We start from the raw sequence: 13,894 nt of genomic DNA, 5'->3' as shown, positions 1-13,894 counted from the left end.
AGGATAGCTTATTCTTTTGTTATAATATATTGGGTGTGAATGTCATATAGAGGGTATTAACCCTCTTAATTCACATCAACTTAGAGAATATTATTGGAGAAAGGAAGATTCTTTATGCGATTAAAGGAAATTCTTTCTTTTCATCCATTCGCTAATCAATTCTCTGCACTTTACGACCTAGAAATTAACGCTATAAAAATGGATTCAAGAGAGATTACTAACGGAGATATGTTTGTTTGTATTAATGGCTTTACCGTAGATGGTCATGATTATATCGAAGAAGCTATTGAGAAGGGTGCTATTATTGTTGTAGCCGAGCGGAATGTCGAAGCCACGGTTCCAGTAATCGTGGTGGAAGATACAGTGCGATTTTTGGCAATGGCAGCTTCATGCTTTTATCAATATCCTACTAGTAAGTTATCGCTAATTGGGGTAACAGGTACGAATGGCAAAACAACTGTTACCTATATACTAGAAAACATTTTTAAGCAATGTGGAAAGAAAACTGGTGTAATAGGAACCATACAAATGAAAATTGGGGAGGACGTGTATCCTGTAGATAACACAACCCCCGATGCTTTATTTTTACAACGAACAATTAGGGAAATGATTGACCAAGAGGTAGAACAAGTAATCATGGAAGTATCCTCCCATGCGTTAGATCAAGGTAGGGTTTATGGATGTGATTATAACACGGCTATCTTTACCAATTTAACCCAGGATCATTTAGATTATCATGATTCCATGGATGACTACTTAAGGGCTAAAAGTCTTCTATTTGCCCAATTGGGGAATAGCTATGATTGTAACGCTAAGAAATTTGCCATAATTAATCAGGATGACCCAGCCTATAAGAAATTAATTCGTTCTACTGCCCAGTCTGTTATCACCTATGGAATTGATCGTGATGCCATGGTTATGGCCAAATCGATTACATTAACATCAACAGGAACTACCTTTTTATTATGTACCCCGGATGGGGATACTATGATTAATAGTAAACTAATTGGTAAATTTAATGTTTCTAATATGTTGGCTGCAACTGCTGCTGCTCTATCGAATGGAATTCCTTTGGAGGTTATCAAAAGTGCACTGGAAACCATTCCTGGTGTGAATGGTCGATTTGAATTAATACCACATTCCCAATCCTTTTCTGTGATAGTGGATTACGCACATACTCCCGATTCGTTGGAAAATGTGTTAACGACAATCCAAGAATTAGCTAAGGGTAAGGTTTATGTGGTTGTCGGCTGTGGTGGTGATCGAGACAGGACAAAGCGACCGATAATGGCTAAGATAGCATTGCGATACGCTGATGAAGCGATATTTACTTCCGATAACCCTCGTACAGAAGAACCTGAAATGATATTAGAGGATATGGTTAATGGATTAACCCCTGAAGATGGTCAGTATCAAATGATCGTTGACCGTCGTAAAGCTATTCATCAAGCTATTCATCAAGCGGCTAAAGATGATATTATATTAATTGCAGGAAAAGGGCATGAAACCTATCAGCAAATTGGCCTTGTAAAGTATCACTTTGATGATCGTGAAGTGGCCAAAGAAGCATTGTTACTTAAGGAGAATTGAATTATGTTATTTACATGTAATTGGCTATCCGATGTCTTTCCAAATGTTAAAGGAAAGATGGATGGAGATAAACAAATTAAAACCTTTTTTACAGATAGTAGAATCGTATCAGAGGATGCATTATTTATCCCCATAGTTGGGGATAAATTTGATGGGCATGAATTTATCATGCAAGCATTGGAGAATGGTGCGATAGCAAGCCTATGGGATAAAAGCAAACCGCTTCCAGATGGATTGCCAGAAGATTTCTTGATTTTTTATGTAGACGATACAACGAAGGCTTTACAACATTTAGCTAGTTGTTATCGGGATGAAGTGAATCCTATAGTTGTAGGAATTACAGGCTCTAATGGGAAGACGACAACGAAAGACATTGTCGCTGCCATTGCGAAAGAAAAATATAAAACGCATTTTACAGATGGAAATTTTAATAATGAATTCGGTCTACCATTTACAATATTGTCCATGCAACGAGATACCGAGATGCTCGTATTAGAAATGGGGATGAGTAGCTTTGGAGAGATTGAATTACTATCGAATATAGCAAAACCGGATTACGCAATTATTACGAATATTGGCGAATCCCATATTGAGTACCTCGGTTCGAGAGAAGGGATTGCCAAGGCTAAATTAGAGATAGTAAGTGGACTAAAAAAACACGGTAAACTAATTATAGATGGAGATGAAGCACTACTATCCCATGTTCATCAGAATGAAAATGTGGTGAAAGTTGGTTTTAGTGAACATAATGACTTTATCATTTCTAATATTGAGCTATTACGTGAAAAGACTTCCTTTACAGGTTCAGATGGAATAACGTATACTGTATCTCTATTAGGCTCACACAATGCTAAGAATGCAGGCTTTGGGATTGCATTAGGTGAATTAATTGGAATTGATAAGGATAAAATTCAACATGCACTAGAGTCTCTGACACTTACAGGAATGCGATTGGAAATGCTGACAGGTAAAAACGGAGTTGCTATTATTAATGATGCTTATAATGCCTCTCCAACTTCCATGATGGCAGCTATTCAAGTGGTACAGAAGATGAATGGCTTTCGTAATAAAGTATTAGTACTTGGCGATATTTATGAGTTGGGTGCAGACTCTAAGAGCTTACATGAAACGGTTGCAGATGTAGTAAATGAATCGATTTCGTACATTTACACCGTAGGAGAAGATTCAGCCATAATTGGTCTTGCAGTTAAAAGGAAATACCCAAAAATGATAGTGAAGCATTTTTCTCAAAAAGAAGAGGTACTACCAGAGTTAGCGCAGCACTTGAATCAAGATACGTTAATTTTATTTAAGGCATCTAGGGGAATGAAACTTGAATCGTTAATTGAAGAAGTTAAATAAATTTAATAAAGTTAAATGGTTGGACGGTTGGTAATAAAGGAGGAAAATTCGTGAATATTCTTGGACTAGTAATAACAATAGCTATAGCTTTTCTGATTACCGTCCTTTTGTCCCCAATTTTAATTCCCTTTTTAAGGCGTTTAAAGTTTGGACAAAGCATACGGGAAGAGGGACCGAAGTCTCACATGAAAAAAACTGGTACCCCTACAATGGGGGGGATTATGATTGTACTGAGTATCGTCATTACATCCATTGTTATGGCAAGTAAGTATGGTGGGTTCGGTTATGAACTAGGATTATTATTATTTGTTTTATTGGGATATGGTTTATTAGGATTTTTAGATGATTTTATTAAGGTTGCATTAAAGAGGAATTTAGGCTTAACCTCTAAACAAAAAATGTTAGGTCAAATTATTATTGCAATTATATTTTATATTATTCTAAGGAATCAAGGGTTCCCAACATATATTCAAATACCAGGTACTGATATTCAGTGGGATCTAGGGATTGGATACGCATTTTTAATTGTATTTATGTTAGTAGGTGCTTCAAACGGTGTAAATTTAACAGATGGACTAGACGGTTTATTATCTGGAACAGCCGCAATTGCGTTTGGTGCTTTTGGTATTCTTGCCTGGTATGGCACGCCGCAAAATGAAGTAGCCATCTTCTCTTTAGCTGTGGTAGGTGCGTTATTAGGCTTTTTAGTATTTAATGCTCACCCGGCTAAAGTATTTATGGGGGATACCGGCTCACTTGCACTAGGCGGTGCTATAGCAGCAGTAGCGATATTAACCAAGTTAGAAATTTTATTAGTAATTATCGGTGGAGTTTTCGTTTTAGAAACTTTATCCGTTATGATTCAAGTAGTGTCATTTAAAACTACCGGCAAACGAGTATTTAAAATGAGCCCTCTACATCATCATTATGAACTAGTTGGTTGGTCTGAGTGGAGAGTCGTGACCACGTTTTGGTTTATGGGGCTTGTTTTTGCTGCTCTAGGTATTTACATTGAGGTGTGGTTAGGTTGAATAAATTAGTTGATTTTCCTTATTCCCATGTTCTAGTTTTAGGGCTTGCCAAAAGCGGTACTGCCGCAGCTAAAGTTTTACTTGAAAATGGTATAAGGGTTCGTGTTAATGATTTAAAAGCAAATGAAAACGATGAAGGTGTTCGATACTTACAGGAATTGGGAGCTGAAGTAATTGTAGGCTCTCACCCGATGTCTGTCCTTGACAATATTGACCTTGTTGTAAAGAACCCTGGTATACCATATGAAAATATGATCTTACAAGCTGCCAGTAATGAGGGAATACCAATTGTTACTGAAATTGAATTAGCTGGTATATTAGCTAATGGCCCTATAATTGGTATAACAGGATCTAATGGTAAAACTACCACAACGACCTTAATATACGAAATGCTGAAGCAGAGTAAGGTTCCAGCAAAGCTAGCAGGTAATATAGGTATCGTTGCAACCGATATAGCAAGAGAACTCCAACCGAATGAAAAGATGGTGTTGGAGCTTTCTTCATTTCAGTTAATGGGTATTCAATCCTTTAGACCTAAAATAGCTGTCTTACTTAATATTTTTGAAGCACATCTTGATTATCATAAAACGATTGATAACTATAAACAGGCAAAAGCAAATATATTTTACAACCAAGTAGAAGATGATTATCTAATTTATAATGCAGATGAGCCTAATGTTGTGGACGTTGTTAAGGATGCTAAATCAATCAAGGTACCTTTTTCTGTTTCGAAAAAATTAGAAGAGGGGGCCTGGGTAGAGCAAGACTATATATACTTTAATGGAGATAGAGTAATCGCTTTAAAGGATATCGTATTAGTTGGCGAGCATAATTTAGCGAATATACTAGCAGCGGTTTGCGCAGCTAAATTGAGTGGAGCAAGTAATCAAGGGATATATCGTGTTCTCTCATCATTTGTAGGAGTGAAGCACCGGTTCCAATTTGTAGAAAAGATTAATGATCGTTTATTCTATAACGATTCTAAAGCAACTAATATTCTTGCGACCCAGAAAGCATTAAATGCCTTTAGCCAGCCAACAATCCTGTTAGCAGGTGGACTGGATCGAGGAAATGATTTTGATGAGTTAATTCCGTATCTTGAGAATGTAAAGGCTATGGTTGTTTTTGGTCAAACAGCGGAGAAATTACAGGAAGTTGCACAGAAGGCTGGTATTTCTACCATAACTCGCGCAATAGACGTACAAGATGCAACACAAAAGGCTTATGAAATATCAGAGCCTGGTGATGTCATCCTTTTATCACCAGCCTGTGCAAGCTGGGACCAATACAAGACTTTTGAAGAAAGAGGAGACATGTTTATACAAGCCGTGCATACAATGAAGTAGGGGCGGTTTAAGTGATACGTACAATAAAACTTAATATGATTATTTTTATTGGAAATGCCCCTAACTCATAATGTATGTAAGGGGTGTTTTTTTTGTTTAAGAATGAGATGTCAGTTAAGGACAAGCCAGACTATTTCTTATTTAGTGTCATTATATTGTTGTTAATAATAGGAATCGTAATGGTGTACAGTTCCTCGTATATATGGGCTGAATATAAATATGATGATTTATTCTATTTTGTTAAAAGGCAGTTGCTGTTCGCGGGTGTTGGAGTAGTAGGAATGTTGTTTTTTATGTATATTCCGTATAGTAATTGGGCGAAGTATTCCAAGGTCATATTAATCGTATGTTTTTCGCTTTTATTACTTGTATTAATTCCTGGAGTAGGACTAGTTCGTGGGGGTGCCCAAAGCTGGATAGGTGTTGGGGCTTTTAGTATTCAACCATCGGAATTTATGAAATTGGGTTTGATTATATTTTTATCTGTATATTTATCGGTGAATCAGAAGTATATAACCTCATTTAGAAAGGGATTTTTTCCAGCTTTAATACTTGTTTTCACTGCTTTTGGATTAATTATGTTACAGCCAGACTTAGGTACAGGTATGGTTTTAGTATTAACTTGTATGATCATGATTTTTGTTGCAGGTGCGAGAATTTGGCATTTTGTTGGCTTAGGCTTGCTAGGTTTAGCTGGTTTTGCGTTACTCATTCTGTCGGCACCATATCGGATAAGCAGAATCACTGCTTTTCTCAATCCTTGGGAGGATCCATTAGGGGATGGCTTTCAAATTATACAATCACTTTATGCTATTGGTCCAGGTGGTTTAATGGGAGTAGGATTGGGGAATAGCTTACAGAAGTACTTTTATTTACCAGAACCACAGACTGATTTCATATTTGCTATTTTAGGTGAGGAGCTTGGGTTTATTGGCGGTACAATCCTTTTATTGCTATTTGGATTATTATTTTGGCGAGGGATAAGAATAGCGATAGAAGCACCAGATGGATTTGGTAGATTCCTAGCTTTAGGTATTGTGTCGATGTTAATTGTTCAAGTTATGATCAATATTAGTGTTGTGATCGGACTAATTCCAGTTACTGGGATAACGTTACCATTCTTAAGCTATGGCGGTTCATCCTTAACGCTAACCTTATGTTCAGTAGGGATATTATTAAATATAAGTCGTAGTGCTAAAGTATAGCATTCTTCTATATAGAAAAATTTTATTGTCAAACTATTTGATTGCGGACTATATGTTTTAGGACAGGTTGTGTTATAATTTAATTAACTCAACAAAACGGCATCTAGCATGCCGTTTTCATGTGTTAATTTTACAAAAAGGAAAGAATAGGAATGGAAAAAGAAAAGATTGTTTCAATAGAGGATCGTATACCTAAGTTGAAGCAAGCACGTAAAAAAAAGGCCAACCGGCGCCTTATATTTTACTTATCTATTTTTTTCTTCTTAATAGCTATCATTGTCTATCTTCAGTCACCATTAAGCCATGTGAAATCAATAATTGTAACTGGCAATTCTTTTTATCCAGAAGATGAGGTGATTGAGCAAAGTGGTATCGCGAAGGGTACAAATATATGGACAATAAATAAAGAGGAAATCATTCAAACTCTTGAAAACGACCCCTTAATTAAGAATGCGGAAGTAGAAACGAAACTACCTTGGACGGTTGAAATTCATTTAATAGAACATGAACGAGTTGGTTACATAAAAAAGGAAAATGAATTCTATCCAGTTCTAGGGAATGGAACCGTTCTAGAAGAAAGTAAAATAAAACGTTTATCAGGAGATGCCCCATTACTACTAAGCTTCTCACAAGAAGATGTGCTAGTGGAAATGTCGAAGGAATTGAGTAACCTACCTAATAATATTTTAAACATCATTTCTGAAATACATTGGACACCTACAGATAAGAATAAGAACGACATCACACTTTATATGACTGATGGGTTCATGGTCCAGTCCTCCATACGAAATTTCTCAGAAAAGATGAAGGTATATCCATCCATTGCATCTCAGCTTGAACCAGGCAGCGAAGGAATTATCCATATCGGTGTAGGTGCCTATTTTGAGCCATTTAACCAAGAAATAACGGAGGAAGAAATTATTTCAACAGATGGTGACGAATAGCATAGTTGTGGAAGATTCTATGATATGGATGGTAGATTTTCTTAAAAATCAATAGATTTTCAAGAGAAATATCCAATATTTATTTCTTTTTTAGAGAAAATCCTTTAAAATAATAGATTATAGTATAGTTAACACAAATAAATGGATACAAACATCGCATTAAGAAATAGACTTCGTTTTTTGATGCTTCTGAAATAGGAGGTGCCTTTGTTGAACAACAATGATATACTGGTCAGTCTTGATATAGGTACAACAAATATTAAAGTAATTATTGGTGAAGTTTTAAATGATTCATTGAACATTATTGGTGTTGGTACAGCAAAATCAAACGGAATGAAAAAAGGTGCTATTGTAGATATCGATCAGACAGTTCATTCTATTCGTAATGCAGTAGAGCAAGCAGAACGAATGGTAGGAATGCAAGTGGAAAGTGTAGTAGTTGGAATCACTGGAAATCACATACAATTACAACCATGTCATGGTGTAGTGGCTGTTCAAAGTGAAAATCGTGAAATTACCAATGAGGATGTTAAACGTGTAATTGATGGTGCTCAAGTTATTTCTATTCCACCTGAACGGGAAATCATCGACGTCATTCCGAAGCAATTTATTGTAGATGGACTTGATGAAATTACGGATCCAAGAGGGATGATTGGGGTTCGCTTGGAAATGGAAGGTACCATTATTACATGCTCAAAAACCGTATTACATAACATTCTAAAATGTGTGGAACGTGCCAACTTAAAAGTGGCAGACATTTGCTTGCAACCTCTTGCAGCAGGTAAAGTAGCACTTTCTAGGGATGAAAAGAACTTAGGTGTCGCATTGATCGATGTCGGCGGTGGCTGCACAACAGTTTCTGTATTTGAAAATGACCATATTGCTTCCACTAGTGTAGTGCCACTTGGTGGTGATAATATCACAAAGGATTTGTCTATAGGTCTTAGAACAACGACTGAAGAAGCTGAAGACATTAAACTAAATCATGGTCATGCCTTTTATAATGATGCTCAAGAAGATGAAGTGTTTGAAGCATCGATTATTGGAAGTAATGCGAAGCAGACCTTTAATCAACTTCAAATTGCTGACATGATTGAAGCTAGACTTGAAGAGATTTATGCGTATGCAGAGCGAGAAATCCGTAGAATGGGTTATCATGAGTTACCAGGTGGCTATGTTCTAACTGGCGGTACAATGAAAATGCCTGGGGCACTAGAACTGGCTGGAGACGTTTTTCAGGCAAATGTTCGGATTGCAATCCCGGATTATATCGGAGTTCGTGAATCACAATTTACAGCAGGGGTTGGGATTTTACAGTTTGCGTATCATAATGCAAAGATTCAAGGGAAGGAATTATTCCCAGGAATTACTGTATCAATGGAAGAACCAAAACCGAAACGGACAAAAAAACAACCTACTCAAACTACCACAACGAAAACGAAAGAGAACAATAAAAAAGAGTCTGGAATTGCTAATTTATTTAAGTATTTCTTCGATTAATCAGCGTTCCCACATTAAAATTAGCTTCTAGAAATCTTGTAATTTGCATATTAGGAGGAACGAAAAATGTTAGAGTTTGATACAAGTATTGACCAATTAGCAACGATTAAAGTTATCGGTGTCGGTGGAGGCGGAAATAACGCTGTAAACCGAATGATTGACCATGGTGTTGAAGGTGTTGAATTTATAGCTGTTAATACAGATGCACAAGCATTAAATTTATCCAAAGCGGAAACGAAATTACAAATTGGTGGCAAACTTACGAGAGGACTTGGGGCAGGTGCCAATCCGGAAGTAGGTAAAAAAGCTGCTGAAGAAAGCAAAGAACAATTAGAAGAAGTATTACAAGGTGCAGATATGATTTTTGTAACTGCTGGTATGGGTGGAGGAACTGGTACTGGTGCTGCGCCAGTTATTGCACAAATTGCTAAAGATTTAGGTGCCTTAACAGTAGGTGTAGTAACTCGCCCATTTTCATTTGAAGGACGAAGAAGATCGAACCAAGCTGTTTCTGGAATCGATGCATTAAAGAATAATGTGGATACATTAATTGTTATTCCAAATGATCGATTACTAGAAATTGTGGATAAAAACACACCGATGTTAGAAGCATTTAGAGAAGCGGATAATGTTCTTCGTCAAGGTGTACAAGGTATTTCCGATTTAATTGCTAAACCAGGTCTTATTAACGTGGACTTTGCTGACGTTAAAACAATTATGTTTAATAAAGGATCTGCATTAATGGGTATTGGTGTTGCAACTGGTGAGAATCGTGCGACAGAAGCAGCTAAAAAAGCTATTTCTTCACCATTATTAGAAACTTCTATTGATGGTGCACATGGTATCCTGATGAATATTACTGGTGGTACTAATTTAAGTTTATACGAAGTACAAGAAGCTGCGGACCTCGTAACCAATGCTGCAGATGAAGAGGTTAACGTTATCTTTGGATCCGTAATAAATGAAGATCTTAAAGATGAGATTATTGTTACCGTTATTGCGACTGGATTTGATGAAAACAAAAAACCTGAACAACCAACGAGACAACGTCCTGCTGTAAATCAAACACAGCATGCAGCAACGAGAGTGAATGAAGAAGTAACTAAAGAACAACCACAACAAGCACGTCCTCGTCAAGAAGAAGATGTGTTAGACATTCCAACGTTTTTACGTAATAGAAATCGTAATCGCTAAGAATTTCTTAATAGAGAGACTTTCTATAAGGGAAGTTTAATTGAAACGACAATAATCAAAAATCTCGTATCACGGAATAGGTGGTACGAGATTTTTTTGTTGAGTCGATATTTAGACATTAGTATTTCAATAGAAACGATATGTCTGCCCTCTAAGTAGCTACTATACAATGACAAGCTGCACCGTAATTCCACTAACCTCGTCGATTCATCATAAGTTTCCGCTCATAAATATCCCCGAATGTTAAAATTACGAATTATTGACTAAGACCCTCGACATAACTAGTTGAAATTAGCTTATTTTTGCATACAAGAACTGACAGACTTCGCTTGATAACTAGTTTATACTTCTTTTTAGCAGATAGGAAAGCAAGAATAATTTTCCCAACTAGTAAAAGAAATCTAACGCATTGCTAGTGATTATGAGAATGCGAGTTTTTTCTAATACGTTATTTTACCAATGAATCCATTATATACGCTTTTTCCGTAACCGATTCAGACCAAATGTAAGGAGTGAATCTCTTCAATGTTATAACCAACCTACTCTCTTCATGCCTTAGAAAGGAAGAATAGTATGACTATTTACCTTGACGCAGTTTGGGTGTTGAATTTCCTTTTAGATTTAATGCTTTTGATGTTAACGCAAGCATTAAGCAGAGTGTATACCCCTAAAGGGAGATTAGTCTTAGGAGCCATTGTTGCGTCTTTCATTGTACCAATAACACTCTATTTTCCTAATGCATATATCTCTACGGTATTTGGTAAGATACTTTATTCTATTCTCATCATCGCAGTTACATTCCGTTTTGTATCTGTAAAACAAATGATGAAGCAGCTTTTATTGTTTTATTTTGTAACGTTCACAATCGGTGGAGGACTGTTCGCGGCACATTATGTATTACAAAACCCGATTGCTCTTTCGGCTTCAGGATTTTTATCATTTAGTAATGGATATGGTGATCCGGTTAGTTGGCTATTTGTTGCTATTGGATTTCCGATTGCTCTTTGGTTTACAAAGAATCGTATGGACAAGCACGTGGTAGAAAAGATTCGATATGATCAACTCTATGAAGTTTGCTTAACGATTAATAATAAAAGCTTTACAACTACTGGATTTATTGATAGTGGTAATCAATTAGTCGATCCATTAACGAAAAGGCCTGTGGTCATTTGTGATGAGTCTTTTTTAAAACAATGGTTTCAACACGACGATTGGATCAAATTAAGGCAGGCCTACGAGAATTTTAATATGGAAGATATCCCTGTGAACTGGGCTAGTTATATGCAAGTTGTTCCTTTTCACGGTGTGGAAGGTAGAAGTAATTTTCTCTTTGCATTAAAGCCTGACAATCTAGCTATTTACTATGGAGAACAACAAATTGTTGCTAGTAAACTATTAATCGGCATCCAATTTTCTGATTTAACAGATGACAAAAGCTATCATTGTTTATTACACCCGCAACTAATAAAATTAGCAACTATTCATTCAGCATAAAAAAGGAGCGATACAAATGGAAAAATTAAAATTAAAATTTCGGGTTTGGTGGTATAAGTTATTAGTTAAATTAGGTTTTAAACCAAAAGAAATTTATTACATAGGTGGTAGTGAAGCATTGCCTCCACCGTTATCTAAGGAAGAAGAAAGCGAATTATTAGTGTTACTAACCAAAGGAGATTCTTCAGCAAGATCTGTACTCATCGAACGAAATCTTCGTTTAGTCGTATACATTGCAAGGAAATTTGAGAATACGGGGATTAATATAGAGGACTTAATTAGTATAGGCACCATTGGACTAATTAAAGCAGTTAACACGTTTAATCCAGAAAAAAAGATAAAGCTTGCAACATATGCTTCTCGTTGTATTGAGAACGAGATTCTCATGTATTTAAGAAGAAACAATAAGCTTAAATCCGAAATTTCCTTTGATGAGCCATTGAATATAGATTGGGATGGGAATGAGCTGCTATTATCTGATGTGTTAGGCACGGAGGAAGATGTTATTACGAAAAATTTAGAAACAAAAGTTGATAAGCATCTATTGCAAAATGCTTTATCACAGTTAAATGCTAGAGAAAAACAAATAATGGAATTGAGATTTGGTCTTGTAGGTGAGGAAGAAAAAACACAAAAAGATGTAGCGGATATGTTAGGTATTTCTCAATCCTATATTTCTCGATTAGAGAAGAAGATTATTCGTAGGTTAAAAAAAGAATTTAATAAGATGGTGTAGCTTGATATAGCAAGAATTAATGGGGTTGATATATTTTAAATCAATGATTCACACTGCATAAATTTTTCCTTCCTAGGAGATACTGTCCATGAACAGCATCTCCAACTGGGAGGGTACAGAATGACTAGACATAAAGTAGTAATATGCGGTGTAGACACATCTAAGCTACCTGTTTTAACAAACGAAGAAATGCGAGCACTTTTTATTAAAATGCAAGAGGGAGATATCTACGCAAGAGAAGAATTAGTTAATGGGAATCTCCGCTTAGTGTTAAGCGTAATCCAACGATTTAATAATCGTGGTGAATATGTAGATGACCTGTTTCAAGTTGGTTGTATCGGACTAATGAAATCAATTGATAATTTCGATTTAAGTCATAATGTGAGATTTTCTACTTATGCCGTACCGATGATTATTGGTGAAATTCGTAGGTATTTACGTGACAATAATCCAATACGTGTATCTCGTTCTTTACGAGATATTGCGTATAAAGCACTTCAGGTACGTGAGAAATTAATTAATAAAACGTCAAAAGAACCTACTCCAGCTGAAATAGCTGAAGAAATGGGGGTGCCACATTCGGATGTCGTATTTGCAATGGATGCCATACAAGATCCAGTATCTCTATTTGAACCAATTTACAATGATGGTGGCGACCCGATATATGTAGTCGATCAAATTAGTGATGATAAAGATAGGGATGATACCTGGGTAGACAAGCTTTCCTTGAAGGAAGGAATGCATCAACTAAATGAACGAGAAAAAATGATACTTAATAAACGCTTCTTCCAAGGGAAAACACAAATGGAGGTTGCCGACGAAATCGGAATCTCCCAAGCACAAGTGTCCAGATTGGAAAAAGCTGCAATTAGTCAAATGAATAAACAAATGTTTGAATAGTGATATAAGAGGCTAGGACAAAACGAAAACAAAGGTAATAAAAAACGAACAATCACCACATTAGCCCCGGAAATATACGGAGACTCCTGTGGGAGGCTCATCAGCAGCCCGCGGAAAAGCGTAGAATATTTCTGGGGCTGGTTTGATGCGCTAACTTTCATGTTCGGTTTATCCTATGTTAGAAATAGTTTTGCCCCAGCCTCTATTTCATGTAATATAATCTTAGCCGGAGTAAATAATTTTTCATTGGCTAAGCCCTGAATGAACTCTTGGACTAGTGCATATATATCACTAGTAAGGGTAGGTGAAACGGGTGATTACATTATCTGATTTGCAAGCAAAAGAACTAATCGTTATTAATGACGGAAGAAGATTAGGACATATTTCCGATCTAGAGATTGATCCTGATCGTGGAAGAATAATTGCTTTGGTTATTTATAACCGCGAAAAAAAGGGAGGTTTCTTTGGAAAACCTGATGAATTAATGATATATTGGGAGCAAATCGTCACAATTGGTTCTGACGTGATTTTAGTAAAAGATGTTGACGGGGCTAAATTATATCTTGAATAATTTATTCTAGCAGGGGGAATT

The 13,894-nt window shown here is 36.3% G+C and carries 12 protein-coding genes; all 12 read left to right on the top strand.

Features of this window, described 5'->3' with window-relative positions:
- The first annotated feature begins 114 nt into the window (after positions 1–114).
- The 12 genes from AAIB49_RS01225 (at position 115) to AAIB49_RS01170 (ending at position 13,873) form a co-directional block, all read left to right on the top strand.
- Positions 115–1,590, top strand: coding sequence for a UDP-N-acetylmuramoyl-L-alanyl-D-glutamate--2,6-diaminopimelate ligase (locus AAIB49_RS01225; protein ID WP_343456961.1), 1,476 nt, complete (start codon positions 115–117; stop codon positions 1,588–1,590).
- A gap of 3 nt (positions 1,591–1,593) precedes the next feature.
- A complete protein-coding gene (locus AAIB49_RS01220; protein WP_343456960.1) occupies positions 1,594–2,952 on the top strand; it encodes a UDP-N-acetylmuramoyl-tripeptide--D-alanyl-D-alanine ligase in 1,359 nt (452 codons plus the stop codon).
- A gap of 50 nt (positions 2,953–3,002) precedes the next feature.
- Positions 3,003–3,983 (top strand): phospho-N-acetylmuramoyl-pentapeptide-transferase, encoded by a 981-nt coding sequence (mraY, locus tag AAIB49_RS01215; RefSeq protein ID WP_425516478.1) that lies wholly within the window; start codon positions 3,003–3,005, stop codon positions 3,981–3,983.
- Positions 3,980–5,329, top strand: a complete 1,350-nt coding sequence (gene murD / locus AAIB49_RS01210) for a UDP-N-acetylmuramoyl-L-alanine--D-glutamate ligase (protein WP_343456959.1) — start codon at positions 3,980–3,982, stop codon at positions 5,327–5,329. The genes mraY and murD overlap by 4 nt, the downstream gene beginning before the upstream one ends.
- A 107-nt stretch (positions 5,330–5,436) precedes the next feature.
- On the top strand, positions 5,437–6,534 hold the full coding sequence (spoVE, locus tag AAIB49_RS01205) for a stage V sporulation protein E (protein ID WP_339217775.1): 1,098 nt from the start codon (positions 5,437–5,439) through the stop codon (positions 6,532–6,534).
- 152 nt (positions 6,535–6,686) lie between these two features.
- Complete coding sequence (locus AAIB49_RS01200) at positions 6,687–7,478, top strand: cell division protein FtsQ/DivIB (RefSeq protein ID WP_339215426.1); 792 nt, start codon at positions 6,687–6,689, stop codon at positions 7,476–7,478.
- Positions 7,479–7,688: 210 nt separating this feature from the next.
- Positions 7,689–8,978 (top strand): cell division protein FtsA, encoded by a 1,290-nt coding sequence (ftsA, locus tag AAIB49_RS01195; protein ID WP_339215424.1) that lies wholly within the window; start codon positions 7,689–7,691, stop codon positions 8,976–8,978.
- A gap of 66 nt (positions 8,979–9,044) precedes the next feature.
- Positions 9,045–10,172 (top strand): cell division protein FtsZ, encoded by a 1,128-nt coding sequence (gene ftsZ / locus AAIB49_RS01190; protein WP_339215423.1) that lies wholly within the window; start codon positions 9,045–9,047, stop codon positions 10,170–10,172.
- Positions 10,173–10,745: 573 nt separating this feature from the next.
- Positions 10,746–11,666: a sigma-E processing peptidase SpoIIGA gene (gene spoIIGA / locus AAIB49_RS01185; protein WP_343456958.1), complete on the top strand. Its 921-nt coding sequence runs from the start codon at positions 10,746–10,748 to the stop codon at positions 11,664–11,666.
- 16 nt (positions 11,667–11,682) lie between these two features.
- Positions 11,683–12,402, top strand: a complete 720-nt coding sequence (gene sigE / locus AAIB49_RS01180) for an RNA polymerase sporulation sigma factor SigE (protein ID WP_339215419.1) — start codon at positions 11,683–11,685, stop codon at positions 12,400–12,402.
- Between the two features lie 120 nt (positions 12,403–12,522).
- Positions 12,523–13,302: an RNA polymerase sporulation sigma factor SigG gene (gene sigG, locus AAIB49_RS01175; protein ID WP_186868596.1), complete on the top strand. Its 780-nt coding sequence runs from the start codon at positions 12,523–12,525 to the stop codon at positions 13,300–13,302.
- 313 nt (positions 13,303–13,615) lie between these two features.
- Positions 13,616–13,873, top strand: coding sequence for a YlmC/YmxH family sporulation protein (locus AAIB49_RS01170; protein ID WP_339217773.1), 258 nt, complete (start codon positions 13,616–13,618; stop codon positions 13,871–13,873).
- Positions 13,874–13,894 lie beyond the last annotated feature (21 nt).

This window comes from Ornithinibacillus proteolyticus, from assembly GCF_039581225.1.
Classification (GTDB): Bacteria; Bacillota; Bacilli; order Bacillales; family Amphibacillaceae; genus Ornithinibacillus; species Ornithinibacillus massiliensis.
Note: the sequence above shows the minus strand (reverse complement) of the source record. Positions and strands in the feature narration are given on the sequence as shown.